Here is a 26,170-nt window from a genome sequence, read left to right as displayed (position 1 = left end):
GAATATGAAAAAAGTAAAAATCCTGAAGTAATAGAATGGTTTATTGCGAGTTTTAACTAATTACCGAATATAAGCGAAACGCAAATCTTTTTAAAAGAAATATGTAAAAGCATATTAAAAAGCGGTGTGATAAATGAGTTAGAGAGTAAGTTTATTTTAAATGGTATAAAGAAATATAATTTTACTTTTACAGTATCGGTTAGTAAAGCACCAGGAATAGAAGGCAAGATAATATTTGAAGATAGAAACTATGAAACATTTACAACCGATAATTCAGCAAGCAAAATAGTAAGTTTAGAGGAGTTTGTAACTAAATTACTTGCAGAAACAGACGATCCGTTAGCAGAACGATATAAAACACATAAATCTCTATTCCTAAACAAAGGATTAGCCCTTAAAATAGCAGCAAGTGATATTTAATTACGTAAGTAGTATTACAAATGAAAATAACAAACTTTTTACTGAAAAATATCTTTTATCTTATGCAGGTGATAATAAAGATAAGTTCGTAATGTTGTTAGAAAAAAGAAGTATTTTCGGTGATCATCTAATATATAAATTTGGTGAGGATAATTTAAAGAAAATAGCCACTATTTATCCAGCAGAAATTAACACAGAACTAAGAGGGCAACTATTTAACGAATTAGCAGCCCAAGAACAATGTTTATTAAGAATGAAAAGCTTAAGCCTGAAGAAGAAAAACAGATATTTAAACATAGTAGTAAGCTGAAGTTTTCAAGTGAAATAATTCAAGATGCAAAAATAAGGTTGAAAACCAGTAATTTAAAATTACTAGATGCCGTGGCAAATAAAAGATTAGATGCCTATGAAATTAAGATAGATAGCCACAATAAAACACTAAAAGCTAGTGGAACAATACAAAAAGCAGAAATCTTTAGAGAAATTGACAGTTTAGCACAAGAAAGCCCATTATTATACGATTACTGTAATGCATTTTATTGGAATATAAAAATATCATAAATGCTTGCTGTATTGCTGAAACTAAAATATTTAAAAATAATATTAATGAGCAAGAGGGTATAATAAAAATATTAGCAAAAGGTATAGATTTAATAACGCAAAGTTTCTTAGATAGATATATTAACAGATTTGGCTTGCAGTATAGTAGCAGCAAGGCATGAGAGAAAGCATGGAAATAAAGTAATTAGTATAAACGATATTATTCGCAATAAAATTGAAATAGAAGATTTAGATGATAACTTAAAGAAAATAGTTATTATTAAAACACAAGAATGTAGAAACGAAATAATAAATCTTTCAAAAACACCTATATCAAATTCTGATTCTACTCGATTTCGAGCTAATATAAAAGAATTAGGTAATGTAGTTAAAGAATTTGGGCTTTCTAAAGCTATAGAAAGACATGACCAGGACAATATAGCTGTGCAACTAGCTTTAAAGGACTCTATTTTATTTATTGAATCTTTATATACAAACCGTGATGATATATTGAATGAAAAAAGTGATATATTTTTTAGAAGAAGATAATATAAAGAAGAAAGTTTGTGGCAGATAAGCTTTATACGGGATAAGCAATAACAGCACTAATAAAACATAATGAAGTTGCTTAAATACCAAAAGGTTAAAATTATTATGCTTCTTTAGGATTAAAAAGCCATTTCTTATTACAATTTTTTAATTTTTGTTTTAATTGTAATCAACTATTATTAATAAAAATAAGAAATGACTTTTATGGAAGATTTAAGCTCTTGGCAAAAAAGTTTGAAACTTGCGTTTACGCTAAAAAACTATTAGACAACATCGAATATTTAAACGCTAAAGTAAAAAATCCTGTTGATATACAAGAAGTGAAAAAAGGTATCTACTACGCTTGCAAGTATCACGGCTTACAAATACGTCAATTAGGCGATCCTTATTATTCTCACCCGATTGAAGTAGCGATTATGCTCGTAGAGTTTGTAGCCGAAGAAGCTCCTAAGCTTTATAATGCTATTATGCTGCCAAGCTGCTTTACTGCATGACACTATTGAAGATACAGCACTGACTGAAGAAGTAATAACTACAATTTTTGGATCGGAAGTAGCAAAGCACGTAGAGGGTTTAACTAGAATAAAACCTTACGGAAAAATAAGTAGTGAGGAAAGTCTGAATTTGCTAGTTAGACAAAAAAGATATGATACAGTATTAATAAAGTTCTGTGACAGAATGCATAATTTACAAACTTTAGGTGCTAAATCACCTGAAAAAATGAGGAAAGTTTAATTAGTTTTGTAAAAATTGCTGTGTATATAGAGGCACATGAAATAAAACAACAATAATTAAACTGTGCTACAAATAAATTCTGATGAATAATTTCTGCAGGGCTATAATTAAAAGTATTTTATAATATATTAGTACAATAAATATATTATAAATAAAATGCTACAGGACCTGTACAATCTAATAAAAAAACGCTATAATAGTTTTAATATTACTTTTATCTTCTTAGGATCAAATCGTTTAGCATACACAAACTCCGGTGTCTCTCTAAGCGCAGTTCTCCCGATGACTCCTACTATAGTGATTCCAGCACCGATTAAAAAAGCTATACGCCAACTAAAACCAAATGAAGTAACTAAAGAAGCTAAGCATAATGCTCCAAAACCACCTAATATACAAAAACTATCTAAAGTTGCTATAGTTGGATATTGTACAGGTGGTTTAATAAATTCAGTTAAATATACATCTGCTCCTATTACTTTTCCCATTGAGGACATGCCTTGTGCCATACGGCATGCTATCGTAACCCATGTAGCTACAATTCCTGTTTCATCATAAGTTGAAGATTTGACGTAATAAAACAAGCTATAGTAATAAGCAAAGTAGTTATTATTATAGTTGATTTTCTTCCTATATTATCACCAAGCCAACCAAAGATTAATGCTCCTATCGGTCTAAATACATATGTTGAACATAATGCAGCTGCTTCATAGATTAGAGCAGTCTGAAGATCAGCTTGAGGAAAAGCTCGTTGAGAGGCACTGCCATATGTACATATAAATATAAATCAAAATATTCAAGAAAAGTTCCAATAGACAAAATACCTCATGCTTGCTTTTGTTCTCTATTTAAACTTGTTGGTGCTTGCTCATAGCCGAGCATAAATTCTTTATAAAAAATTAAATTGTAAAGAAATCTATACTGTTTTATATAAAAGTCAATAGGAAATTTCGCTTTATACGAAAATCAGAAAGTGAAGTGCAACTTATTATTAATTTATGTTATCCATTTTGTCAATATAATTGCACTAGTTTAAAGCAGTATGCCCGTGTACTTGAGCATTCATCACAAGACCAAAGCCGATTAGCATGGATGTGATCATTGTTCCGCCGTAAGAAATAAACGGTAGCGGTACGCCTACTACGGGAAGCAAGCCCATAACCATAGCTATATTAATAAATACGTGACTAAATAAGATTGAAGTAATACCTATTACCATTAATTTACTAAAAATCTCTCGGCAATTTGCGGCAATTAATAAAGAAATAGTTATAAGTGCAAAATATAATATTAGTAAAAACATTCCTCCTATAAAGCCGAACTCTTCAGCGAAGGTAGCAAAGATAAAGTCAGTTTGATGTTCGGGAAGAAAATCCAAATGGCTTTGGCTACCTTGATTTAAACCGCGTCCAAATAGGCTACCTGAACCTATAGCGATTTTAGACTGAATAATATTATAACTAGCACCGAGCGGATCATGTTCGGGATCTAAAAAAACCATTACCCGTTTTTTTTGGTAATCATACATCATATTCCAAGCGATAGGTAGGCTAATAAGAGCAGCAAGACCTAGTATTATAAAATATTTTATTCTAAAACCTGCCGCAAAAAATATAATTGCCGCAACAATTAAAACAATCATTCCCGTACCTAAATCTGGTTCTCTAATTATTAGAAAAGCCGGTATGAAGACTCCTATAATCGGTATAATAACTTTATGAAATTTTGTAAGATCATCAATTGTTAGTGAATGGAAATATCTAGCAAGCATTAGTACAACGGCGATTTTTATCGGTTCAGAAGGTTGAAGCTTAACTATACCGATATCAATCCATCTTTTACCGCCCATGGCAGTTGAGCCGAAAAGCTCCACGGCTACTAGTAAAGCGAGTACGCACAAATAAAAGATATACGATAACCTAAATATTATGCGTAAATCAATTAATGCAATAATAATAGCTAAAGGCAAGAATATACAAAAATTTATAATTTGTTTGTAAGCCCAGGGCTGCAAATTGCTATTTGCTGCAGAATAAAGCACAATGAAACCAATACAGCAAATTAAGTTAATTAGTAAAATTAAAGTAATCGGTAATTTTTGTAATTGTTCTAGATAATTTTTATGCATTGTTTTTGTATTCAGTAGAGGTGTTGTATGTCATTCCTGCAACAAATCTGCTAACTAAACCTCAACATCAAACACCTTAAAAATAAATACTAATTCATCAGCTATCTCTTTCAGATAATCAAAACGACCAGCAGAACCTTTATGTCCCGTATCCATATTTGTTTTTAATAATAAGGGATTATTGTCCATTTTTAGTGCTCGTAATTTTGCTACCCATTTAGCAGGTTCCCAGTAACCTACACGTGGGTCGGATATACCGCAAGTAACGAATAGAGCAGGGTAGTTTTGTGCTTTTACGTTATCATAAGGGGAATATGATTTAATATATTCAAAATATTCTTTCTCTTTCGGATTACCCCACTCATTATATTCCAAGAGAGTTAACGGTAAGCTTTCGTCAAGCATGGTACTCAAAACATCAACAAACGGTACATGCGCGATTGCTGCTCTATAGATTTCCGGTTTTTCGTTGAGTATGTAACCGATTAACATACCGCCGGCACTACCGCCCATTATTACTATATTGTTGTTACTTGTATATTGCTCGTTAATTAAAGCTCTACTACAAGCTATGAAGTCTTCAAATGTTCTTTTTTTGGTTAAAAACTTAGCAGCTTCATACCAATCATGACCTAGATCATCGCCACCTCTAATATGAGCAACTGCGTAAATAAAACCGCGATCGGCAAGTGTCACTGCTGTATTTCTAAAATTGACGGGCATAGCGATGCCATAAGCACCGTAACCCATTAGATATAAAGGATTTGAACCGTTTTTTTTAAATAAAGATTTTTTATAAAACAAGGTTATAGGTACTTTTACATCTTCATTATCTGCAAATATTCTCTCCACTTTATACTCCTCCGGGTTAAAGCCTGAAGGTATTTCGTGGCTCTTTAATATCGTTAATTTATCGCTATTAAAATCGTAGCTATAAGTGGTATTGGGTCTTGCTAGAGAAGAGTAATCTATTCTGATATCGTCTTCCTCAAAGTTTGTAGAAAAACTACTTGCTTGGAAACTTTTGTCGGGAAAATGAATTGTGTTTTCTTGTAAATCTTTAAACCGCTTTATTTTAATTAGCGGTAAACCTTGGTCACGATAGTTTAAGATTAAATAATTATTTGTAACATTAAAGCTTTTTAAATATTTGTTTTGTTCTTCCTTAATATAAATATCATCCCAATCATCCCAGCTAGTATTTTCAAAATTATTTACCGGCAGTTTTATAACATGGAAATTTTTAGCTTTATAATTAGTTTTAATATAAAAATAATCGCCATTATATTCTATTTCATAGAATATTTTGTTTTCTGCAGCTCGTACTAATTTAGGCGTAAAACTGTCATCCTGCATAGAAATTACGTAAATTTCATTTTCATTATGATCGCCTGAATTTATAAAAATATATTCATGACTTGCTGATTTCGTGCAGCTGATAAAATGAAGAGGGTTTTTTACCTCGAATATTAATTTATCCTGAGTGACCTCTTCACCTAGACGGTGAAACATTACCTTATTCCAGCGTTGATTCTCATTAATAGTAATATAGAAAAAGCCGTTTAAGTGTTCATGCCAAATTATAGTAGGAGCTACAGCTAAATCTCGATCGCTTGATACAAGCGAATTTTGCGGCATTCGCCTATGCTCACGTACATTTGTACGTTCCGCAGGCTTTTCCTGAAATTCATCTTGTTTGAAGCGATCGAGATTTAGTTGTACATTGCCTAATTCATCAGGTAAGTATTTTTGTTCTTTAAGGTTGTATATTTTGATATTGTATTGTTCATTACCTGTAAAATTAACACTATAAGCCATTAAATTGTGATCAGGTGACATTGCAACTGTAGCAACATCAATAAAACCGCTATTTGGAGCAAGAAGGTTGACATCTAATATTACTTCTTCCGCTGAATCCATATTATTATGCTTTCTGCAATATATCGGATAATTTTTATTCTCCTCTACTCTATGGTAATAGTAATAATCTTTGTTCTTAACATAAACCGATTCATCGTCTAATTTAACCCGTCCTTTTAATTCTTCAAAAATCTTTTCCTTATCATTTTGCAGATCGGCAAAGAAATTTTCGGTATATTGATTCTCAGCTTTTAAATAATCTAAAATTTTAGAGTCTTCTACATTTGGCCACTTAGGATCACGCAGCCAGTGATAATCATCGTTTATTGTTGCTTCGTGAACTTCAAAGCTGTAATTTTGTTTGTCTGTTATTGGTGGTTTCATGTTTTTTATTTTTTTGTGTTGTTATGCCTAAAGTCCTCATTGTGAGGAGCCGTAGGCGACGCGGCAATCTAGTAAAATAATAAAAAAATTCTGTAATCAGAATTGTTTACTAGATTGCTTCGTTGAAACTTACAGTTTCTTCTCGCAATGACGATTTTGGTATCTATACAACAATGACATCGAATTATTGTAGTGTTAAAATCAAACTAATTAATAGGAATAATACAATCAATATAGCAGTTTGCTGATTATGCCAAGCAGATATTTTACTTAAAATATTATCCCAAATAACCTTAAAATTAAGATATTCTGCCGCATCTTCGTTATTGTCTGCCGTTTCTTTATATTTATCGATACTGAAATATATAAATTTTTCAATATATTGGTATAGGTCAAGGTTTATGTTTTCTGTTGAAATGCGTGGTATTTTTCTAAATATTAAAGCCAATAACAGTGAGATTGCAAGGATGACTAGCTTAAAGTTAGCAGTATGTGATATTTGAATAGGGTAGAATAAACATATGCATAAAGTTATGATGCAGAAAGAGAGGTAGGTTATAGTTCTTATGTCATTCCCGCGAAAGCGGGAATCCAGAAATATTATAAAGCTTTTATTTTTAAGGTTTTTACTGGATTTCTGCTTTCGTAGGAATGACATAAAGAGAGACAGGAATGGCGTAGAACTCTCCATCAACAACCCAAATAATACGGTACAAGTCGCTATCTTGGAAAATAGCATTACACTATTCTCGTTTAAAATATTAGCTATTTCATCTTTAATATAAGAAGAACTAATAGGCAGTATAGATGTATAGATCAATATACTAATAACAAATCCGCTTAATAAAATAAAATTAATTTGAGTATTCTGAAGATCTTGGTAATTTTTAATATCATACTCATCTTCTATATAAGCGAAATATAAAGCAAATAATCCGTTATATAATATATGTATGAATATAAAGCTTGTAATAAGATAAGCTATATTTGGAGAGTTTATGCTAATAGCCGTTAATATAAAACCAAGCTGTGATACGGTAAGATAACATGTTAATCGTTTAAGTTTTTTTTCAATTAGAGAAAATACTAACCCGTAAATGATCATTGATATCCCAAAAAACTTTAATATCTCAAGACCGCTAAATAATTTTAAAATGATAATTAAAATAACTTTAGTAGTAAAACTAATTAAATATACAGTACCGCTACTTGAAGCTATAGGATAGCAATGAACCACCCAGCCGTTTACAAAAATAGCCGAGGCATTAATTAAACAACCTGCAAGTATGAATACTGCTGGTAACTCAAAATTATTTACTGATTCCGTTAAAGAAGTAAAAGTCGTATTACTTGTTGTTTGGATTAGAAGAGTCATACCGATTAAGATTAGCCCGCTGCTGAATAAATGAGTGAGGAAATATTGACGTGTCGGTTTTATCTTTAATTGGTCACAAAAAATAATTATGCAGGCAAAAATCGTCATGAATTCAAGCGAGATTATCATGGAAATAAAATCAGCTGCAAATACGCATATAATAGAGGATAAACAGTATAAACTACCGATTAAGCATTCTAATTTTCTATTTTGGGAAATTGTATAAAGACTTAAGATAGCAGTAACAATTAGAAATGCTAGAGCTATTAGCTGATTTTGTGGGTGAAAATCAAACATAAGCTCAAAATTAGTAAGCGGCAATGTACACTTGGTATTTTGAATAAACATTTTAATCCTTAGAAGAAACTGTTAAAACCTCTAGTCCCTGGATTCTTTTAAAGTCTTTTACATTTAGAGTTAATATCGGAAAACCTTTTGTAATAGCCGTTGCTGCAATAAGCATATCATGAGTTCCTATAGTTATACGTTGTGTGTATAAATCATGAGTAATACGTGCATATGTATATACTTCTTCAATACCGAAAGGTAATATAGTAAACAGACTTTTTACGTATTCTATAAAAGCTAAACATTTTATACGTTTATTCTCATTCTTGACTCTATCTACTCCTATTAATAGTTCAGTTAACACAATAGGGCTAATATAAGTCTGACCGTAATGTGACCATTGCTTGGTACTTACCTTTCCTCTTGCTAAAGCTATGATTATAGCAGTATCAATAATTAATCCCATCTTTCAACCAATTTTTTAATATCTTGTTTAGTATTGCGTCTTATTTCTTCGAGATTTTTCATGAATTGATCAGCATCTTCAGGATCAAGATGTGGACCATTTTTAAAAGCTTCCTCTAAGTCTCTTACTGCTACAGAATGCTTGATTTCTGCAGGCGTAATCCTTGCTACGATATGATTACCTTTTTGAACGTCAAAGCTTTCGCCTTTATAGTAAACTCTATTCATAATATCTGAAAAAGATCGTACAAATTCTGTTGCTCTAATAATTTGTGCCATATTTATACTCAAAAATAATTACCATATGTATACCTTTAATACTTCAAGATTTGGTACGTCAAATTTTGGGATTCGCCTGTGTTCACGTACTATTGTACGCTGTGTAGGCGCACTGCTTATTTGACTTCCAACTTTTGAAGTATCAAAGGTATACATATTATATGATTATGTGTAGATTATGTAAATATGTTTATGTAATATAAGCTAAAAATTCTCTGATTAAGATTTGAATAAAATAGAAAAGAGTTACGGCACAGCAGCACATTATTATACTAATTTGCATAGAGTAGGGGAGTGGTTTTGTTACGCTAGATTCTACTAAAGAAAGTTTATAAATAGAGCTTAATATTTTGAGCAGGTAAAGGCTTGAGAATATACTACTAGCTATTACGACAATCATAACAATGATTTGATTCTGTTCGCTTGCGGCAAGTAATATTGAGAATTTGCTAATAAATCCGCTAAAGATAGGTATACCGATTAATGATAATGAAGAGATAGATATAATAAAAGAAATTAAAGGAAATTCTTTGGATGTACCATGTAAATTCTGTACTTGATCGGCTTGCTTTAAACTGTAAATACTTCCCATACTATAAAATAAGCAGATTTTTGTAAAAGAATGTGAAACTAAATGGAGTATTGCGGCTCCAAGTGCCTTAGGTGTTAACATGAAAGCACTAAGCAATGCAAGGCTTAATTGGTTCATAGTGGAGTAGGCGAGTATTTTTTTGATATTATCCGTGTCTAGGGCTTTGATTGAGCTATAAAATATGCTTACTATCGGTATAAAAATTAACCAGTTAAACTCGGCAAATATCATTTGTAAATACGATAAACCGAATATATATAATAGGATTTTGTAAATACAAAATAATCCGGTTTTAACCACTATTACGGCATGCAGCAAACTACTAATGGGGTAATGTGCAACCATTGCAGCAGGAAGCCATGAATGCACCGGAAAAATTGCAGTTTTAGCAATACCGCAAATAAACATTAACAATAAAATAATTGACTGGTTTTTGGAAAAATAATTTTCTACTAAACTCCCACTTGCAAAATCTCCGTTACCGGTTTTAGTATAAATAATTATCACTGCCGGTAAAAATAATATTGTGGCAGAAATCATCAGAATTTTTAGATATTTATATAACCCTCTAAGTACTATATTATTTTTGGTATGTCCTATTAAAAAAGCTGTAGAAATAGTTAAAAGCTCATAGCAAATAAACATCGTGAATAAGTTGCTAGATAAAGCAATTAAAACACCGATTATAATAGTTAAGTTAAAGAAAAATAAGAATCTAGAAGAATAGTCTATATTATTAATAGCAAGATATTTGGGAGTGTAAAGTAAAGCACAAATCCATAAAAAGCCTATTAAGCTTAAGAAAATAAGCCCTAAAGGTTCAAGATGGAATCCTATAGAGTAATTACTGAATATATTAAATTCAAATCCTGCTCTAATACCTTTTAAAAACAACCAGTCTATAATTAAAATATTACCGAAGAAAAAAATAGCGATAGTAATAAGTAAAAAATTACGTATAAAGCTATCTTTTGGAGTGGCATACGGGCTAGTTAAGTTTAATGCACCAACTAGCAAAGTTGATAGAATCAAAAGACTCGGAGTAGTAAATTGTGTAATCATGATAAGCTGTTATACTTTTTTTGATAGTATGGTTAGAGCATTACCTGTATGGCTTTCTATGTCATGCCTAGCTAAAAGTGGGAATCCAGAAAAAGCGAGATAAATCGTGCTTTTAGTTTTAAAAACTTACTGTGTTTATATTTTTTAATTACTGGATTCCCGCTTTCGCGGGAATGACAATAGTACCATTTTATAATGGTAAAATAACGATCCTACGGAGCTAAGTAAAATTATAATAAAATCTAATAGTAGATTTTGTGTTAATAATAATTCAAGAATATTTACTTTGATAAAAAATAATGGACTAATAGGTAAGCCACAGCTGCACATAATAGCAATTATTATTAAAACTTTGTTAGGCTCTCTTTTATAGCTTTCATTATAAGCATCTATCAAGAAAAGAGCTATTTTATTTATACTATCCGCAAGTAATAAACTTGGTAAAACTATTATACCGTTTTCGGTTACGTATAATAAAAATACGTAACCTATTTGAGTGCAACATGAATAAATTATAATATTCTTGAAATCTTTTGTTTGGTAAGCAAAATACGGGGCTATAATAAGAGTAGCTAAAGCGATAGGTTTTATAAAATTTGTAATAGCCGTTTTAATTGTCTCATAGCCTATAATAATATAAGTAAATTTATATATTATATATATTCCTATTATAGTAGAAATCCCTGCTAAATATACTAAAATAACTGAAGCCGTGTTATTATAAGCTCTCATCATCCAAAAATGCATAGGGAAAAAAGCTGTTTTTAAAATAGCACCTATTAAGAAAAAACCGATAGCTATAGTGATTATACGGGAATTAGTATGTTCTTGTAAATACGCTGCAATTTCTGCCATATTCAAACTACCCGTAATGCTTAGCAAAAATCCTATAGATATAAGAATAAGAGTTGCACCGATACTACCTATTATCAAATAATCAAAAGCTCCGATTAAAGATTTTGGATTATTACCTGAGGCTATCAGGACATAGCTACTAAGTGCTGAAATCTCTATAAATATATATAGATTAAAAAAATCGTGAGTAGCAATCATCCCTAAATAGCCCGTATGAGCGAATAATAATATACCGTAAAATAAAGATTTTCTATTATGGTTTATATATTTTAAGATAGTTTGATTAGTAATCTTATGACAAAAAACTAAAAAGAATAATAAAACCAAGTTAAGATAAATAATAATAGCTTGGTTTAGTGCATTTAGCCGATATTCTATTCCTATTTTTGAAGTCCATCCTCCCATGGTGTAAGATAGCTCCATATTTTGTATAATGCTATATCCATAAACACTGACCAAAAGGCTAGATAAAATACAAATCGTAGTAATTATTCGTGCAAATGTAATAAAGCGAAAAGATATTATTGAGAGTAAAGCCCCAAATAAAGGGAATAATATTTGTATGATAGGGACATGGTTAGCTAGAATCATTTATCAAAATTAATTTCATTTTCTGATATTGTACCAAAATGTTTATAAATTTGATATATTAAACTTAAAGCTACGCTAAGAGTAGCAAACCCAACTACTATAGCAGTTAGCATTAATACATGAGGCAAAGGGCTAGTGTAAGTAGTGACGCCCTCTTGGAAAATAGGTACACCGCCTATTTTAATTTTTCCGATACTTAAATAAAATACTAACACCGAACTTTGAAAGATTCCAAGCCCGATAATTTTATGAATATAATTACGACTTGTGAGCATTATAAATAAGCCGCTAGTTAGTAAGATCAAGGCAAAGAAATATATTAAATGATGCATAATTATATTGTTATTGTAAGAAAAGCATTGTTACGTGAATCAGTTTCATCGTCATTGCCGCAATGACGTTGGTAGACATTAATACGCTTTGAAAGACTGATTAAATACGCATGTGACTTTTTTGCCCTTACGTATAGCGAGCTTAGGAAAAACCTGTTCAAGGATCACCATATTAGGATTATCTTGAGCAAGGCGATAATTTACTAAAGATTCTCGAAGTGAAGCATCTACAGCAAAAATACCGGAAATTTCAGCGTTTTTATCCCTAAATTGCAGATAAGTAAACTCACCGTCATCAAAAATTTTAATAGGAGCTATTTCTTCGCTGCCGCTAATATAGTAATTAAAGTTATATTTTTCAGGATGAGTCAGGTCGGGACTTGCTAGGGCAGCAGAAAAAGTTTGCATATGACCGCTCATATTGTCATTTTCGTCATCCGGATAAAGAAACTTTACGTTAAAGACCATTTCAGGATCACGCATATCAAGAGTTTCGGCGGCATATAGTTCAAAGAAGTACGTCCGTTTATTAGTAATTAAAGTCATATTAGTAGTAGCATCTGGTTCCATCGGTTTAATAAAAATCCTATGACCGGCAGGTACTATTTGCCATGAAGTAGTATCTCCCATAGAAATACTTACTATTTCCTCGTCCCTTGCTAGTTCTATACTTGCTTGATAGCCGTAATATCCTGTGAATTTGAAAACATCGTCAGGGTTATAAGTCATAACTCTTAGACGTGGGTCTCGACCTAGAGGTCGTGATATAGTAAGAGCAAATACATCTAATGTAAGTATTATAAAAGTACAAAATATTATTAGTTGCTTCATATTATTTCTGATTTTTATTCCTTAATAACTTTAGCTTGTAACTAGTAACGGTAAAATTGAACGGCATATCAGGTGATGTATTTGTACTGATAGAATCCATTATAAATCCGATTCTTGCTTCCCATACCATATTTTCTAAAATTGTATCCGTACTATTTTTTGCCAATGATTCAAAAGTAACAACTGCCTCGTTATCGTTTATATTGTTAATTGATAATATATTAATTGAGCGTCTATATAGTTTTTGATATCTTATGACCGGTGATAATGGGTTATCAATATTCATAAAATTAGCAAATTGCATATAAACAATACTCGTAGAAGTATTTTTGATAAAGGTAAATTGTTCTTTTAATATATCGTAATTGTATTCTTCTCGTTGCTTTACATAATTCTGAAGCATAATATTTGCAATAGAGATATAAGGATTTGTTAATGTTGAATGTTTAGTATTAGTAACGGCAGCTTGTTTTGCGGCATCATCTTTTATTAAATAACTTACTTTTTTGTTTATAGGTAGCAATATATTGATATTTATACAAATTAAGGTTAATAATAAGGTAAAAATCGTGCATATTAAAAGCAGAAGACTTCTATGACTTAATGGTAAGATATACTTAAAATTATACCATTTTCTTGCATCAATAAAATATTCGCCGGATTTTATATATTCTTGTATTGCGTTGGTTAATGGGTCCATAATTACTAGATTAATATCTAATTTTATTCTGTTTTAAAACTCTATCATAATTATTATAATATGATTATGATTTGTTAATTTAATGTTATTTAAGCTATAAAATAAGTTTATATTGTTGCTACAATACCAAATATTTAACTTTAAAATTAAAATAAATAAATTATAAATTAAAATTATACAATAACAATTATTGATGGTAGTTATTATGTTATACGCGTCCTACTTGAAAAATTGGCAAAAATGTCTTATAAGTCCGCAGGTAGCCACGTATTAAGCACACGCTCTTCTCCTAAGCTGAACTTCGTATAACTACTCTTTATTTACTTCAGAGTATAATAATTTACAATCTTTTTAATATTTTTTCTATTTATAAATAGATTTTTTCAAAAAATGCTTGTGAACTATTGTATAGTAAGGTAATTTTAAAATAGTAACAAGATAATTTAATAATGTATAATTAGAATGTTAAAATCATTAAAGCTTCTATTAGTATTAATTATGCTTGCTCAATTGTTGTCATGTACCCCTTCAGCTCCTTATGAAATTAAAAGCCCGTGTGTTTCTGCTGATATAGATGATGGGAGTGTAAGCGTAAATCCTTGTATAAGAAGACCTGTTAATTCAGTAAATATAGTATAAAAGTAATAGTTTTACACAATAACAATGTAATAATAAAAATACCTTTGATATGAATAATATATTTGGCTTCTTTAAATCAAGTAATAACTCGCAAATCGGTTCAGGAGATACACAAACGCAAGAAAGTATTAAATCGGCTAATCCTTTAAAAATTACTCAGAATTGGTATGAAGAGCGATCTGATAAGTTACTTGTTCAACGTAACTTACTTATCATATTAATAATACTACTAACCATTTTTATGGTTATAGCAACTTTAGTAATAGCCTTTGTAGTAAAATCTAAACAGTTTGAGCCTTTTGTTATTCAGCTTAATAGTGATACCGGACGTGCCTCGGTGGTAGAACCTATTTCATCACCAGTGTTAACGGCGGATGAGTCTCTTACAAGGTATTTTATAAAGAAATACATAACGGCACGGGAAACATATAATCCGGTTGATTTTGCGACGATAGCTCGTACGACAATAAGATTATTTTCAACAAGCAGTGTTTATTACAATTATCTTGGCTATATAAGAAATAAAGATTTTGATCCTACTTTAAAATATAAAGAAGAGAATACTACATTTTTAGTAATAAAATCATGGTCAAAAATCGCAGCAGATAAATATATAGTTAGATTTTCCGTAAATGAAACATCAGGCAACCAATTAGTTTATAATAAAATAGCGGTAGTAAGTTATGCTTATGTGCCTATGCAATTAACAGATTCAGAACTTGATGTAAATCCTGTAGGGTTTCAAGTGAACGGATATAGGGTAGACGATGACAATAGTTAGATTTTATTTTTTAGTTTTTATATTATTAAGCGGTTTTACAGTACAACGAGAATGTCCACTTGTAGATGATCCATATAATAGTAGTAATAATTATGTAGATGATTTATCTTTAACTAAAGATAATAGGATAAAAACTTATATATATAATCCAAATGAAGTTTATTTATTAGTTTTGCATTTTGGCTTTCAATCGCATATAGAATTTGCTAAAAACGAAGAAATCCAAAATATAATTCTTGGGGATGCTTATGCTTGGAAAATAACTCCTTTGGCAAATAGATTATTTATTAAGCCTCTTGAAAAAGATATTCGTACAAATATGACTATTATAACTAATAAAAGAATATATGAATTTGATATCGCTTCTACGGAACTTATGATGGGTAACGAAAGGGATTTAGTATATGTAATTAAATTTTACTACCCTAAGAAAAATAGTAATTACATGGCAAGATTTTAATCGATGTCATTTCTGTGTAGATACGTCATTGCGAGCAGCCGTAGGCTGCGTGGCAATCTCATGAAATAATACAAACTCCTGAGATTGCGGACTTACAATTGCTCTGCGGTTTCCTCGCAATGATGGAAAACCGATCCACGCAACAATGACAATAAAAATACTTTAACTAATATAATTTAGATATGGCTGAAGAGCAAAATAACAATCATAATACCGGTTCTTTATCAGGAGCAGATTTTCCTGAAGTACAAAGAGAATTATCAAAAGTTTCGGTTAGCTTTAATAAGAGTATTGCGATAGTAGTCGTAATTTGTAGTATTTTTATATATATTTTTTATACTCTTTTTTTCGGTACTGAAAAAGAAGAAATACCGGAGACTCAGATACCGAGTAATATTGTAAAACCTGTTACGGAGGTTGATGATAATATTCCGGAGATTCCAAAGTTACCTGATCCGCCTAAGCTTGAGATGCCCACTGCTCCTCCACCGCCTCCCCCTCCGGTAGTAAAAGTTCCACCGGTCTTACCTCCTACTGCTCCTGTAGAAGAGAATAAAGACAAAACGCTTCCATTGCCGCCAGTTTCGTTGCCTTCGACTTCAGGAACGTTAGTTGAGAGCGATGCAGAGAAGCAACGTCGTGCAGCAAAAAGAAAATCAGCGATAGTGTTAATTGGTGGTGTAGAGCCTAAAAAAACACCGGAACAGATTACGGCAGAAGCGACCTTTAAAGATCGCGGTGATATGTCTTTGGTTCTCGGACGCGGTAAATTAATTGATGCAGTCCTTGAAACGGCAATAAATAGTGATCTTGGCGGTGAAATAAGAGCCATTATTAGTAGAGACGTATTTTCTGAGAAAGATAAAGTTATATTGATACCGAAAGGATCAAAAATATTCGGTAAATATGCAACCTCAACTTCTTCAGATAGTTACGGTAGAGTTTCTATAATATGGGATAGAATCGATTTAACTAACGGTTATACTATAGAATTCGACTCACCTGCAGTTGATAATTTAGGTAGACCGGGATTACAAGGAAGAGTTGATAATAAATATAAAGAACAATTTGCAAATGCCGTATTACAATCCGGCTTTAATATAGGGCTTGCTAAAGTCCTTGATAAGTTAGTGCCGCCTCCTATAGCTTCTCAGGCAGCGGCTACCAATAGTGCTACGGCAAAACAATTGTTAAATACTGCTCAAACTATTGCGTCTAATACCGCTATGGATGCAAATACTAGGATAGTTACAATTTGTACTAATATACTTGCTGCTATTACCGATAAAACTTCGACTGCTTATACTACTATGACTCAAGCATGTACAACCGCACAAACTGCTTCTTCAGCGAATACTGCTGAGCAGAGACTTCAAACCTTAGTACAGGCAGTTAATACGGCAGCTTCAAGTTTGCTTACTACTACCTCTATAGCATCAACTCCGACGCAAGCACAACAAGCTTCTACTCAAGCTTTTACGGATGTAACGAATGTTGTAAAAAATATGATAACTCAGCAGCAGTTTAAACCGACGACAACGGTTAATCAAGGTACGCCGGTTAGAATATACGTTAATAAGGATTATAAATTCCCAAAATCCGTTTTATTAAAATCGAAGGTCATGAAATGAATGAAGAATTTGCAGCCTTAGAGACGTTTTTACTTCCTTTTAAAAATTTATTTGCTGAAGACGGTATTAACGAAATTATGGTTAATAAGCCCGGAGAAGTATGGGTTGAAAAAAAAGGCGATATATATTCTAAGCAAATACCGGAACTGGATAGCGAACATCTATTTGCATTAGGGAGTTTAGTCGCTCAATCTACCGAACAGATGATTTCAGAAGAAAAACCGCTTCTTTCGGCAACTTTGCCGAATGGCTACCGTATTCAAATAGTATTTCCTCCTGCTTGTGAGATAGGACAAATCATTTATGCTATAAGAAAGCCTAGCGGTATGAATCTAACTTTAGATGAATATGCTAAAATGGGGGCATTTGATGATACTGCAACAGAGAGTTTAATAGATGAAGATGCAGTAATTTTAAATAATTTCTTAGCTGAAAAAAAGATTAAAGAATTTATTAGACATGCAGTTGTTTCAAAGAAAAATATCATAATTAGCGGCGGTACTTCAACCGGTAAAACTACTTTTACTAATGCGGCACTCACTGAAATACCTGCAATAGAAAGATTAATTACTGTAGAAGATGCTCGTGAGGTTGTGCTATCAAGCCATCCTAACAGAGTGCATTTACTGGCCTCCAAAGGAGGACAGGGGCGTGCAAATGTTACTACTCAAGATTTAATAGAGGCCTGTTTGCGTTTAAGACCAGATAGGATTATAGTAGGTGAGCTTCGAGGTAAGGAAGCTTTTAGTTTTTTGCGTGCTATTAATACAGGTCATCCCGGTTCAATATCAACACTGCATGCTGATAGTCCTGCTATGGCTATTGAGCAGTTAAAGCTTATGGTTATGCAAGCAGATCTTGGTATGCCGCCTGAAGAAGTAAAGAAGTATATTTTAACCGTTGTAGATATCGTTGTGCAGTTAAAACGCGGTAGCGGCGGGAAAAGATATGTTGCGGAAGTATATTATAAGAAGAATAAGAACGCTGAGGGGGTGGTTTAAAAACGTTATTGCGAGGAAATTACGAAGTAATTGACGAAGCAATCTCAGGACACAATCCTGAGATTGCCAAGCTCCTTTTAGTTGCTCGCAATGACGTAAAAATGACTCCACGCAAAAACTACATATATAAGCATAAACTAGGAATATCAATTCATGGAATGGCATAAGATACTTAAAGTTACTAGAAATATATTCGGTCATGCTATAATTCATCCGGTTGTTATTTTTTGTACCATTTGGATAAGCGGTGCATTTGTTGCAATTTTTACTAATGAGGTTGGAGCTTTAGGTGTAAATATAAATGCTATAAATATTGCTTATAAGTGGGCTTACTGGCTTATTAACGTTTGGGGGCAGTTAAAAATTGCCGACTATAATTATTTAAAATTGAAGCTACTTGCCTCTCTTCTCAGTCCGGCTATTATTGTTATAATATTTTACATTAAAAATTTTGAAAGAATAAAATCATTACAATTTTTCAAACAAGATGAAAAAGTATATGGAGATGCAAGCTGGGCTAATCCGTCAGATATAGAGGCTGCAGGTCTTAGATCTAAGAAAGGTATGCTGATCGGTGTTGATGCCGGTGGATATTTTGTTGCAGACGGGTTCCAGCATGCTTTATTATTTGCTCCTACCGGTTCAGGTAAAGGTGTAGGGTTTGTGATACCTAACTTGTTATTTTGGAGTGATTCGGTAGTAGTGCATGACATAAAGCTCGAAAATCACGGGTTGACAAGTGGTTGGCGTGAGAAGCAAGGGCAGAAAGTTTTTGTATGGGAGCCTTCTAATCCTGATGGTGTTACTCATTGTTATAATCCGATTGATTGGGTTAGTACTAAGCCTGGGCAAATGGTTGATGACGTTCAAAAAATTTCAAATCTTATAATGCCGGAAAAGGATTTTTGGAATAATGAGGCACGAAGCTTATTTTTAGGCGTAACTCTATATTTAATAGCCGATCCTACTAAAACTAAATCTTTCGGTGAAATAGTGCGTACTATGAGGAGTGACGACGTAGTTTATAATCTAGCGGTCGTACTCGATACGCTTGGTGGTGTAATACATCCTGTTGCATATATGAATATTGCTGCATTTTTGCAAAAAGCCGATAAAGAGCGTTCTGGCGTAATATCTACAATGAACTCATCGCTTGAATTATGGGCAAATCCACTTATTGATTCAGCTACAGCATCTTCTGATTTCAATATACAAGAATTTAAAAAAGTAAAAACAACCGTATATGTAGGGTTAACACCCGATAATATACAGCGTTTACAAAAATTAATGCAGGTGTTTTATCAGCAGGCGACAGAATTTTTAAGCCGCAAAATGCCGGATTTAAAGGAAGAGCCGTATGGAGTAATGTTCTTACTTGACGAGTTCCCGACGCTCGGGAAGATGGATACTTTTAAAGCCGGTATAGCTTATTTTAGAGGTTATAGAGTTCGTTTATTTTTAATTATTCAAGATACACAGCAGTTAAAAGGCACATATGAAGATGCAGGGATGAATTCTTTCTTATCTAATGCAACATATCGTATTACTTTTGCTGCTAATAACTATGAAACGGCAAATTTAATATCGCAGCTTGTCGGTAATAAGACGGTAGAACAAAGATCATTTAGTAAACCTTTATTTTTTGATCTTAATATTTCTACTAGAACTCAAAACGTTTCTCAGGTTCAAAGAGCTTTACTTTTACCTCAAGAAGTAATACAGTTACCGAGAGATGAGCAAATTGTTTTAATAGAATCCTTTCCGCCTATAAAATCTCGTAAAATTAAGTATTACGAAGATAAGTTTTTTACTAGTAGATTATTACCGCCGACTTTTGTACCTACTCAAGTACCTTTTGACCCTAGGGCAAATAATAATGAGGCTTTTGAAGAGACCGAAACAATAACTGTTCCGGAAAATAATGAGTAAAATGCGTTCAGCTATTATTGATATCGGTTCAAATGCTTTAAGAGCTGTAGTTTATGAAAGTGATGAGCTTGGAGCGCCGGAAATTTTTAATTATAAATTTAGAAATTATCTTACAAATTTACTTAATTTAGATAATTTAGACGTAAAACATCAAACATATTTATCTCTACAATATCTTATTCATATTTTTACCAAACTGTCCGTTACTAATATTAGATGTGTTGCAACAGCTATACTTAGGGGGCATCCTAAAGCAGATGAATTCAAAGCTATAATTAAAAAGAGATTCAATATTGATATTGAAATTATCTCAGGTGAACGTGAAGCTTATTTAACTGCTGCCGGATTAATTTCCGGTATTAGTGATGCTTTCGGTATTGTAGCTGATCTTGGAGGTGGAAGTCTTGAGCTTGCACAGATTGGAAATAAAAAAGTCGGTAAATTAAAATCATTGCCGCTTGGTACAAAAATTATTGTTAGTAGCAATTTTGGTGATGTCGGGCTTATTACTAAAATGCTAGAGGAAGAATTTGGAACTGCACATTATCCTAATTTATATTTAATTGGCGGTGCATTACGTCTAATGAGCCGTATATACATGGAGTCTATAAATTATCCCCTTAAAAATTTACATAATTTTGAAATAAATCGTGTAGAGTTTGAGTTATATTTAGAGAAATTATCGCAAATCGATAAATTAAAGCTGAGTTATTACGAGCAGAAAGCCATAAATTATAATGCAGTTTTAGTAATAAAAGCAATGATTAAGGTATTTTCACCGGAAAAAATTATTATCTCAAATTACGGTTTAAAAGAAGGAGTAAGATTTGACTCGTTGCCGTCTCATGAAACAGAAAAAGATATTATTTATGAGAGGGTGAAGAGATTAGTAAAATTTGATAGAAATATATGTAAAATTGAAAAATATATTGAAGCAGTACAATATCTTTTAATTAATGCCGATGCCACGACTATTATTATTATTGAACTCGCTATAATGCTAGCACAATATAATAAAAATATTGATAAAACGCTTAGAGCAAATTTTGTTTCGGAATTTATATTATCTTCAGACATTCCTTTTAGTCATAGACAGCGTCTTATGCTAGGTATTGCCCTTACGGTTACTTATACTGCTAAAACTGACATGCAGATTAATAAAATAGCTAAGAAAATGATTAGTAAAAGTGATTATTACAACAGTCATATAATCGGTTATTATATAAAAATTGCTAGAGAAATTGATGGGCCAGAATTTCAAGAACCTTCTTTTTCGATTAAATTAAAAGACGATAAATTTTTACAAATTAATGCTTCAAATATCTTGCCTAAACAAGTCTTTGAAAAGGTTTGTGAACGTTTAAAAGATATCAGTTCTGCTAGAAAAAATATTAGGTATAATTTTAGTGATTAGGTTTTTTTGTTATAGTGCCGGATAGTTTGCGAAAAGCCAGGTATGACATAAAAAGCGCCACACAACAATAGCTAAATTAATTACGCTCCATCAAATGTGTCACAATTATATTCCTTTGTACATCCTATAATAGTAGATTCCATTTTAGGAACTATGTGTTCCTCCCAAAAATCTGCCAGCGGTTGGATTGCATTAATAATAAGTGAATCTTCGATGGAATGCAATAAATTATCTATACTAATTTCTAGATACCTAACTATGAACTCTGCAGCTCTATCATCTGATTCGCTGTGTATAAGATTTCCAATTCTTTCTAAGTAGTAAACTTGCTCGCTAGTAAGATCTTTATCTTTTATTATTTGTGGTAGAATCTTGGTTAATATACATTGCAATTGAACTTTTTGATCAGTTGCAAATAATTCATAATAATCCTGTTCTTTTACACAAGGTAATTTTAGTAAATTAATAATTAAATTGGTCATAATATGGGCATGAGAATTAGTTTTTATAACTTCCTCTAATTCTCTTGTATCTGTTTTTTCCGGTCTATAATTATTAAAGTAAATATAGGTAATATAGTCTCGTTTTTTAAATATTTAATCAATTCTTTACTATCGTTATATTTACTACTAATTTCATTTTTTTCCTCTGGTGTTAATATTAAATTTGCCGTTAAATCAAGTATTGGTTTTGCCGCTCTACTACTATTCATATGAACTATTAATTAAGCGCTTTAAGCTTTCAAAATTTTTAGGCAAAAATATTTTATCATCATTTTGATATGGTACATTTTTTACGAAATCTGTTTTCAAAATTTGAAAACTATTATTTAGTGGGATACTTGCATTGTAAAAAATTTTCTCTATTGCATAATGTCCAAATTCATGTGCTATTATTGATTCTAAATTTAATTTTTCTGCGCCTATACCTATTAGGTTATTGTCTCAATCGTAATGAGCAAATGAATTTATTATCAAATATTATAGGCTATCTTGCACTTTAATATTAGCCGTTATATAGGCTAATAACTTATTTGTAGGCCCCTATTGCAAAAGCTTTGTATAGTTATGAAGAATTATATTGTCATTTAAATCGCTTACATTGTTAAGTCCTTGTCATTAAAATAGTAATATCAGAGTTTTCGCTATATGCAATTGGTGATAATTTTTCTATTTTAAATTTTGCAATATTAAGTTCTTCAATATTTATCTCAATTTTATTATCTTCAATAAAGCTTTTAAACTATTGAAGACTTAAATAACTAGCTAATTTTTTAATTCAAATCCTTCTATTTTAAGTTCACTAATTGCATTGTTATTTTGCTCCTCAATCGCTCTCTTCTTAAACTTAATCAACTCTTGCAACATGCTGCTTTTTGTATCTCTATATTGTATAGTATCAAAATTTATAAATGCTGCTACATCAAGTATAGATGTATCATCAATGTTATGTATATATCTATCGTATTCAGCAGAGGTAAAGTGGCTAGGGTTAGCATAAGAAATAATAAGTTTATATACTTCTAGATCAAATGACGTAATGGCATGATGTAACCCTAACAATTATAGCTGTTCTTAGATGCTAAAATTGATTTTATTTTGTCATATTTTTTAGTTTTTATAAAATTTTTTATTAGCTTATTCAAAGCTGTTGTGGGTCATTGTAAATAATATTCAGATGGTAAAGACATGTTGTATATCCTATCAAGTTGCTATATTTCATGGTAATATGTTTTATAATAAATAGTATATCTTTTATTAAGCTCTCTTAGTCTACCTCCCAAATCATTATATAATCCTGAAAACAACAAATATATTAGGATATATGATAAAATCGGCATAGAAGCTTATCGAGAAAATGTTATAGTATATAGATGTATTAATTTAATTGCACAATCGGCGGGACATGTTCAGTGGACAGTGCTTAAAAGTAAAACCGGAGAAGTAATATTAGACTATCCGGTGCATTATTTACTAAAAAAACCGAATCCCAAAAAAGCCGGAGCGGATTTTGTTAGTGAGCTAATTGCAAGCAAATTATTATGCGGTAATAGTTATATTTTATCAGCTCTAGACTCGTACCCTAAAGAGATTTATTTACTACCGGCTCTTGCTACGGAACTGGTTATAGAACATAACAATTTAGTTGCTTATTTTGATTTGCCCAAATTATTTGTCCGTTAACTCTTGCAGCACCGAAAATGAGCGGTATAGGTTCGCCGTAATTAGCTGTTACATATTTAAAACTTTCTTTGAAATTTTTAATATTGTCATATTCTATCGGTTCGTGATTTAGTTGATCTAAATACTCACCAAGCATTTTGCCGACAAATCTTCCCACGCTTGAAAATATGTCACCGCAAAATGCATTTCCAACAGTACCGACAAGCGAACTACAAACATATTTACCATATTATAATTTAATATGGATTGATATTAGCAGTATGATGTGGTAACACTAATATATGTCATTCCTGCGAAAGCGGGAATCTAGGAAAACATATAAAAAAACAAGCTTTTATATGTTTATTTTGTCAAACATGTACCAATTATTAAGGTTATTTTTTCTGGATTCCTGCTTTCGCAGGAATGACATAGAAAATCACAGGGTGATATGCTGCCTTAAAATGGAAATCATAAATGTTTAAAAAATATATATTTATTCTAATATTATTTATTGCTTCTATAGCTCGTGCAGAAATTATAGAAGTGGATAGTTTAAATAAAATAAAACAAGATTTTAAAGAAAATTATAATAAAAATTATGTACCTCAGGATTTATTAGTAGTAACGGTTCTAGATGAATTTTTGTTTAAGTCTTTAGTGCCTATCGTTGCACAGCTTGATAAAGACATTTATCTTACACTAACTCCTCTTTTACGTAATATTAATAAAAATTCAAAAACTATTTATATAAAGCAATTGATTTTAACTAATGATAGTTATAAGAAAGAATTACAAGAATCTGATTTTCCAAATTTTGTAAATGAAATGAGTAATAGTAAAATCCCCATAATAGCAGTAAATGATGGGTTTACCGGTAATTTTAATAATATTCCTAAATTTGAGATATGGTTTGCCGATTATTTAAAGAAAAATTTCGATATTGATTTTTCAAATAGTTTTCCAAACAATAATTATATTATTTTTAATAATTTAGATAGTTTTGCTAATACTTATCCGGTATTTTATAAGGGCATATTGACGAGTAATAATATATCGGAAGCGGCAATGATACTCAATTTCCTTATTCAAATGAATTTTATACCGAAATGCTTTATAATGATTAGTAGTAGTATAGAATTGCTAAGCTCAATGGAATTGCAACTTAGTAGTTATAGTTCTAATATATTATTTATTGGTTATCATTATAATAATAAAAATACTCTGAAAAATAAAGATGTTTCATATTATACTAAACTGATTAATGATTTAATATCTCAAATAAATAAGCTAAAAAGAAATAATCCACCTTTAAAGAATAATAATGCAAAAGGTAAAAATCCTTATGACACGAATAAATAAAGTTTTATTGAGTTTACTTTGCTTAGTTATTTCGTATGCGGGATACGGTCAAATTATTCCTACTTACTCCGTAGATTCAGTAACAATGAAAAACTTATTACCGAAGATAGATGCAGATACGTTGGTACTTATAAATATAGATAATACTATCATAACACCGAAATCCAAATTATTTCGATATCAGGATAATTCTTATATAAATTTTACTAAATATTTATATAGTCTTGCAGCGGATAACGCATCAGTTAATAAAACTATTGCAAAATTGATAGTGCAGCGTCAAATGATGCTTGTTGAATCTAAATGGGTAGATTTAATTAATAAGATGAAACAGCAAGGTGCAACGGTTTTAGGTCTTCAGGAAATAACGGCCCCATGTAATTTAATTGAAAATTATGAAGGATGGTTATATACCTTACTTTACGGACTCAATATTAATTTTACTAATAAAGTTAATGATAAAGATGTATTTAGATTTAATCCAAGCGATGCTGAAGCCCCTCTTTTTTATTTAGGTATAATATTTACCGGTAATATAAATAGAGTAAAAGCTCTTGTAGAGTTCTTAAAAATTATACCGAAACAACCTAAAAAAATAGTAATTTTTGCAAATAATAAAAAAGATTTAGAAAATATGGACTCTTATTTAAGTATGGTTGATATAGGATATTATGGAATTGAATATTTGGGGTGGCAAATGTTACCGGGGTCACCTGATCATCAAATCGCTGAGTTGCAGCAATCTACGTTTTTAAATACCGGTCAGTGGTTAGAAGATGATACAGCTGCAAAGATGTTAAATAAATAA

31 protein-coding genes and 2 pseudogenes are annotated in these 26,170 nt (G+C 31.3%); 16 read left to right on the top strand and 17 right to left on the bottom strand.

The window, feature by feature from the left end; genetic code table 11:
• Window positions 1-126: 126 nt before the first annotated feature.
• The 6 genes and pseudogenes from GCO76_RS03015 (at window position 127) to GCO76_RS02990 (ending at window position 2,244) form a co-directional block, all read left to right on the top strand.
• Window positions 127-420, top strand: a complete 294-nt coding sequence (locus GCO76_RS03015; RefSeq protein WP_410956126.1) for a hypothetical protein — start codon at window positions 127-129, stop codon at window positions 418-420.
• Window positions 410-730, top strand: coding sequence for a hypothetical protein (locus tag GCO76_RS03010; RefSeq protein ID WP_410956125.1), 321 nt, complete (start codon window positions 410-412; stop codon window positions 728-730). Before GCO76_RS03015 ends, GCO76_RS03010 begins: the two co-directional genes overlap by 11 nt.
• Window positions 661-981 (top strand): hypothetical protein, encoded by a 321-nt coding sequence (locus GCO76_RS03005; RefSeq protein ID WP_410956124.1) that lies wholly within the window; start codon window positions 661-663, stop codon window positions 979-981. Before GCO76_RS03010 ends, GCO76_RS03005 begins: the two co-directional genes overlap by 70 nt.
• Window positions 960-1,142 carry a hypothetical protein gene (locus GCO76_RS03000; RefSeq protein WP_024704486.1) on the top strand — a complete coding sequence of 61 codons (183 nt, stop codon included), beginning with the start codon at window positions 960-962 and terminating at the stop codon, window positions 1,140-1,142. The genes GCO76_RS03005 and GCO76_RS03000 overlap by 22 nt, the downstream gene beginning before the upstream one ends.
• Entirely contained in the window at window positions 1,111-1,509 is a 399-nt protein-coding gene (locus GCO76_RS02995) for a hypothetical protein (RefSeq protein WP_410956123.1), read from the top strand. Before GCO76_RS03000 ends, GCO76_RS02995 begins: the two co-directional genes overlap by 32 nt.
• Window positions 1,510-1,713: 204 nt before the next feature.
• Window positions 1,714-2,244, top strand: a pseudogene (locus tag GCO76_RS02990) (HD domain-containing protein).
• 191 nt (window positions 2,245-2,435) lie between these two features.
• Here GCO76_RS02990 and GCO76_RS02985 read toward each other — a convergent pair.
• The 13 genes and pseudogenes from GCO76_RS02985 to GCO76_RS02925 all read right to left on the bottom strand — a co-directional run bounded on the left by GCO76_RS02985 (window position 2,436) and on the right by GCO76_RS02925 (window position 13,983).
• Complete coding sequence (locus GCO76_RS02985) at window positions 2,436-2,825, bottom strand: MFS transporter (RefSeq protein ID WP_410956122.1); 390 nt, start codon at window positions 2,823-2,825, stop codon at window positions 2,436-2,438.
• Entirely contained in the window at window positions 2,777-2,899 is a 123-nt protein-coding gene (locus GCO76_RS02980; RefSeq protein ID WP_410956464.1) for a hypothetical protein, read from the bottom strand. The genes GCO76_RS02985 and GCO76_RS02980 overlap by 49 nt, the downstream gene beginning before the upstream one ends.
• Before the next feature lie 369 nt (window positions 2,900-3,268).
• Window positions 3,269-4,369 (bottom strand): rod shape-determining protein RodA, encoded by a 1,101-nt coding sequence (gene rodA / locus GCO76_RS02975; RefSeq protein ID WP_410956121.1) that lies wholly within the window; start codon window positions 4,367-4,369, stop codon window positions 3,269-3,271.
• Between the two features lie 54 nt (window positions 4,370-4,423).
• The gene (locus tag GCO76_RS02970) at window positions 4,424-6,613 is read right to left on the bottom strand and encodes a prolyl oligopeptidase family serine peptidase (RefSeq protein WP_410956120.1); all 2,190 of its coding nucleotides are present in this window, start codon (window positions 6,611-6,613) and stop codon (window positions 4,424-4,426) included.
• A gap of 184 nt (window positions 6,614-6,797) precedes the next feature.
• Window positions 6,798-8,336: a proton-conducting transporter transmembrane domain-containing protein gene (locus GCO76_RS02965; protein WP_410956119.1), complete on the bottom strand. Its 1,539-nt coding sequence runs from the start codon at window positions 8,334-8,336 to the stop codon at window positions 6,798-6,800.
• Window position 8,337: 1 nt separating this feature from the next.
• Window positions 8,338-8,742 carry a ribonuclease VapC gene (vapC, locus tag GCO76_RS02960; protein ID WP_014014082.1) on the bottom strand — a complete coding sequence of 135 codons (405 nt, stop codon included), beginning with the start codon at window positions 8,740-8,742 and terminating at the stop codon, window positions 8,338-8,340.
• Complete coding sequence (vapB, locus tag GCO76_RS02955; RefSeq protein WP_410956118.1) at window positions 8,733-9,020, bottom strand: type II toxin-antitoxin system antitoxin VapB; 288 nt, start codon at window positions 9,018-9,020, stop codon at window positions 8,733-8,735. The genes vapC and vapB overlap by 10 nt, the downstream gene beginning before the upstream one ends.
• 27 nt (window positions 9,021-9,047) lie before the next feature.
• A pseudogene (locus GCO76_RS02950) lies at window positions 9,048-9,173 on the bottom strand (palindromic element RPE5 domain-containing protein); the annotation flags it as partial.
• Window positions 9,174-9,210: 37 nt separating this feature from the next.
• Window positions 9,211-10,674, bottom strand: coding sequence for a proton-conducting transporter transmembrane domain-containing protein (locus GCO76_RS02945; protein WP_410956117.1), 1,464 nt, complete (start codon window positions 10,672-10,674; stop codon window positions 9,211-9,213).
• 144 nt (window positions 10,675-10,818) lie between these two features.
• Window positions 10,819-12,120 carry a proton-conducting transporter transmembrane domain-containing protein gene (locus GCO76_RS02940; RefSeq protein WP_410956116.1) on the bottom strand — a complete coding sequence of 434 codons (1,302 nt, stop codon included), beginning with the start codon at window positions 12,118-12,120 and terminating at the stop codon, window positions 10,819-10,821.
• Window positions 12,117-12,452 carry a Na+/H+ antiporter subunit C gene (locus GCO76_RS02935; RefSeq protein WP_014014086.1) on the bottom strand — a complete coding sequence of 112 codons (336 nt, stop codon included), beginning with the start codon at window positions 12,450-12,452 and terminating at the stop codon, window positions 12,117-12,119. Before GCO76_RS02935 ends, GCO76_RS02940 begins: the two co-directional genes overlap by 4 nt.
• Window positions 12,453-12,530: 78 nt before the next feature.
• Window positions 12,531-13,283, bottom strand: a complete 753-nt coding sequence (virB9, locus tag GCO76_RS02930) for a P-type conjugative transfer protein VirB9 (RefSeq protein WP_410956115.1) — start codon at window positions 13,281-13,283, stop codon at window positions 12,531-12,533.
• A 1-nt stretch (window position 13,284) separates the two neighbouring features.
• Entirely contained in the window at window positions 13,285-13,983 is a 699-nt protein-coding gene (locus tag GCO76_RS02925) for a VirB8 family type IV secretion system protein (protein WP_410956114.1), read from the bottom strand.
• Between the two features lie 462 nt (window positions 13,984-14,445).
• Here GCO76_RS02925 and GCO76_RS02920 point away from each other — a divergent pair, with 462 nt between their 5' ends.
• From GCO76_RS02920 to GCO76_RS02890, 7 genes are all read left to right on the top strand, one after another.
• Window positions 14,446-14,622 (top strand): DUF2706 domain-containing protein, encoded by a 177-nt coding sequence (locus tag GCO76_RS02920; protein ID WP_410956113.1) that lies wholly within the window; start codon window positions 14,446-14,448, stop codon window positions 14,620-14,622.
• 49 nt (window positions 14,623-14,671) lie between these two features.
• Window positions 14,672-15,403, top strand: coding sequence for a VirB8 family type IV secretion system protein (locus GCO76_RS02915; RefSeq protein WP_410956112.1), 732 nt, complete (start codon window positions 14,672-14,674; stop codon window positions 15,401-15,403).
• Window positions 15,390-15,863, top strand: a complete 474-nt coding sequence (locus GCO76_RS02910) for a TrbG/VirB9 family P-type conjugative transfer protein (protein ID WP_410956111.1) — start codon at window positions 15,390-15,392, stop codon at window positions 15,861-15,863. Before GCO76_RS02915 ends, GCO76_RS02910 begins: the two co-directional genes overlap by 14 nt.
• A gap of 182 nt (window positions 15,864-16,045) precedes the next feature.
• Window positions 16,046-17,494: a TrbI/VirB10 family protein gene (locus GCO76_RS02905; protein ID WP_410956110.1), complete on the top strand. Its 1,449-nt coding sequence runs from the start codon at window positions 16,046-16,048 to the stop codon at window positions 17,492-17,494.
• Window positions 17,491-18,495 carry a P-type DNA transfer ATPase VirB11 gene (gene virB11 / locus GCO76_RS02900; protein WP_410956109.1) on the top strand — a complete coding sequence of 335 codons (1,005 nt, stop codon included), beginning with the start codon at window positions 17,491-17,493 and terminating at the stop codon, window positions 18,493-18,495. Before GCO76_RS02905 ends, virB11 begins: the two co-directional genes overlap by 4 nt.
• A gap of 153 nt (window positions 18,496-18,648) precedes the next feature.
• The gene (locus GCO76_RS02895; RefSeq protein WP_410956108.1) at window positions 18,649-20,424 is read left to right on the top strand and encodes a type IV secretory system conjugative DNA transfer family protein; all 1,776 of its coding nucleotides are present in this window, start codon (window positions 18,649-18,651) and stop codon (window positions 20,422-20,424) included.
• Between the two features lies 1 nt (window position 20,425).
• Window positions 20,426-21,838: a Ppx/GppA phosphatase family protein gene (locus GCO76_RS02890; protein ID WP_103897730.1), complete on the top strand. Its 1,413-nt coding sequence runs from the start codon at window positions 20,426-20,428 to the stop codon at window positions 21,836-21,838.
• Between the two features lie 80 nt (window positions 21,839-21,918).
• Here GCO76_RS02890 and GCO76_RS02885 read toward each other — a convergent pair whose 3' ends face one another.
• The 3 genes from GCO76_RS02885 to GCO76_RS02875 form a co-directional block, all read right to left on the bottom strand.
• Window positions 21,919-22,320, bottom strand: a complete 402-nt coding sequence (locus GCO76_RS02885; protein WP_410956107.1) for a hypothetical protein — start codon at window positions 22,318-22,320, stop codon at window positions 21,919-21,921.
• A gap of 35 nt (window positions 22,321-22,355) precedes the next feature.
• Window positions 22,356-22,550, bottom strand: a complete 195-nt coding sequence (locus tag GCO76_RS02880) for a hypothetical protein (protein ID WP_410956106.1) — start codon at window positions 22,548-22,550, stop codon at window positions 22,356-22,358.
• 553 nt (window positions 22,551-23,103) lie between these two features.
• On the bottom strand, window positions 23,104-23,400 hold the full coding sequence (locus tag GCO76_RS02875; RefSeq protein ID WP_410956105.1) for a hypothetical protein: 297 nt from the start codon (window positions 23,398-23,400) through the stop codon (window positions 23,104-23,106).
• Between the two features lie 357 nt (window positions 23,401-23,757).
• Here GCO76_RS02875 and GCO76_RS02870 point away from each other — a divergent pair, with 357 nt between their 5' ends.
• On the top strand, window positions 23,758-24,021 hold the full coding sequence (locus tag GCO76_RS02870; protein WP_324602900.1) for a hypothetical protein: 264 nt from the start codon (window positions 23,758-23,760) through the stop codon (window positions 24,019-24,021).
• Here the strand turns inward: GCO76_RS02870 and GCO76_RS02865 are convergent.
• On the bottom strand, window positions 23,963-24,190 hold the full coding sequence (locus GCO76_RS02865) for a host specificity protein (protein WP_410956463.1): 228 nt from the start codon (window positions 24,188-24,190) through the stop codon (window positions 23,963-23,965). The genes GCO76_RS02870 and GCO76_RS02865 overlap by 59 nt on opposite strands.
• 287 nt (window positions 24,191-24,477) lie before the next feature.
• On the opposite strand from GCO76_RS02865, the gene GCO76_RS02860 reads away from it, so the two are divergent.
• Both GCO76_RS02860 and GCO76_RS02855 read left to right on the top strand, forming a co-directional pair.
• Window positions 24,478-25,362 (top strand): DUF2608 domain-containing protein, encoded by an 885-nt coding sequence (locus tag GCO76_RS02860; RefSeq protein WP_410956104.1) that lies wholly within the window; start codon window positions 24,478-24,480, stop codon window positions 25,360-25,362.
• Complete coding sequence (locus tag GCO76_RS02855; protein ID WP_410956103.1) at window positions 25,325-26,170, top strand: DUF2608 domain-containing protein; 846 nt, start codon at window positions 25,325-25,327, stop codon at window positions 26,168-26,170. Before GCO76_RS02860 ends, GCO76_RS02855 begins: the two co-directional genes overlap by 38 nt.

Origin of the sequence: Rickettsia koreansis (assembly GCF_046532895.1) — a bacterium.
Classification (GTDB): domain Bacteria; phylum Pseudomonadota; class Alphaproteobacteria; order Rickettsiales; family Rickettsiaceae; genus Rickettsia; species Rickettsia rickettsii.
This window is presented reverse-complemented; position numbering and strand designations above follow the sequence as displayed.

Bases quoted from the DNA above. Each gene is read 5' to 3' on its own strand.
- vapC (WP_014014082.1), bottom strand. From the start codon at position 8,742: ATGGGATTAATTATTGATACTGCTATAATCATAGCTTTAGCAAGAGGA.
- rodA (WP_410956121.1), bottom strand. From the start codon at position 4,369: ATGCATAAAAATTATCTAGAACAATTACAAAAATTACCGATTACTTTA.
- GCO76_RS03005 (WP_410956124.1), top strand. From the start codon at position 661: ATGTTTATTAAGAATGAAAAGCTTAAGCCTGAAGAAGAAAAACAGATA.
- GCO76_RS02890 (WP_103897730.1), top strand. From the start codon at position 20,426: ATGCGTTCAGCTATTATTGATATCGGTTCAAATGCTTTAAGAGCTGTA.
- GCO76_RS02965 (WP_410956119.1), bottom strand. From the start codon at position 8,336: ATGTTTATTCAAAATACCAAGTGTACATTGCCGCTTACTAATTTTGAG.
- GCO76_RS02915 (WP_410956112.1), top strand. From the start codon at position 14,672: ATGAATAATATATTTGGCTTCTTTAAATCAAGTAATAACTCGCAAATC.
- GCO76_RS02905 (WP_410956110.1), top strand. From the start codon at position 16,046: ATGGCTGAAGAGCAAAATAACAATCATAATACCGGTTCTTTATCAGGA.
- GCO76_RS02860 (WP_410956104.1), top strand. From the start codon at position 24,478: ATGTTTAAAAAATATATATTTATTCTAATATTATTTATTGCTTCTATA.
- GCO76_RS02940 (WP_410956116.1), bottom strand. From the start codon at position 12,120: ATGATTCTAGCTAACCATGTCCCTATCATACAAATATTATTCCCTTTA.
- GCO76_RS02855 (WP_410956103.1), top strand. From the start codon at position 25,325: ATGCAAAAGGTAAAAATCCTTATGACACGAATAAATAAAGTTTTATTG.
- GCO76_RS02895 (WP_410956108.1), top strand. From the start codon at position 18,649: ATGGAATGGCATAAGATACTTAAAGTTACTAGAAATATATTCGGTCAT.
- GCO76_RS02910 (WP_410956111.1), top strand. From the start codon at position 15,390: ATGACAATAGTTAGATTTTATTTTTTAGTTTTTATATTATTAAGCGGT.
- virB9 (WP_410956115.1), bottom strand. From the start codon at position 13,283: ATGAAGCAACTAATAATATTTTGTACTTTTATAATACTTACATTAGAT.
- GCO76_RS02925 (WP_410956114.1), bottom strand. From the start codon at position 13,983: ATGGACCCATTAACCAACGCAATACAAGAATATATAAAATCCGGCGAA.
- GCO76_RS02945 (WP_410956117.1), bottom strand. From the start codon at position 10,674: ATGATTACACAATTTACTACTCCGAGTCTTTTGATTCTATCAACTTTG.
- GCO76_RS02920 (WP_410956113.1), top strand. From the start codon at position 14,446: ATGTTAAAATCATTAAAGCTTCTATTAGTATTAATTATGCTTGCTCAA.
- GCO76_RS02880 (WP_410956106.1), bottom strand. From the start codon at position 22,550: ATGAATAGTAGTAGAGCGGCAAAACCAATACTTGATTTAACGGCAAAT.
- GCO76_RS02970 (WP_410956120.1), bottom strand. From the start codon at position 6,613: ATGAAACCACCAATAACAGACAAACAAAATTACAGCTTTGAAGTTCAC.
- virB11 (WP_410956109.1), top strand. From the start codon at position 17,491: ATGAATGAAGAATTTGCAGCCTTAGAGACGTTTTTACTTCCTTTTAAA.
- GCO76_RS02885 (WP_410956107.1), bottom strand. From the start codon at position 22,320: ATGACCAATTTAATTATTAATTTACTAAAATTACCTTGTGTAAAAGAA.
- vapB (WP_410956118.1), bottom strand. From the start codon at position 9,020: ATGGCACAAATTATTAGAGCAACAGAATTTGTACGATCTTTTTCAGAT.
- GCO76_RS02935 (WP_014014086.1), bottom strand. From the start codon at position 12,452: ATGCATCATTTAATATATTTCTTTGCCTTGATCTTACTAACTAGCGGC.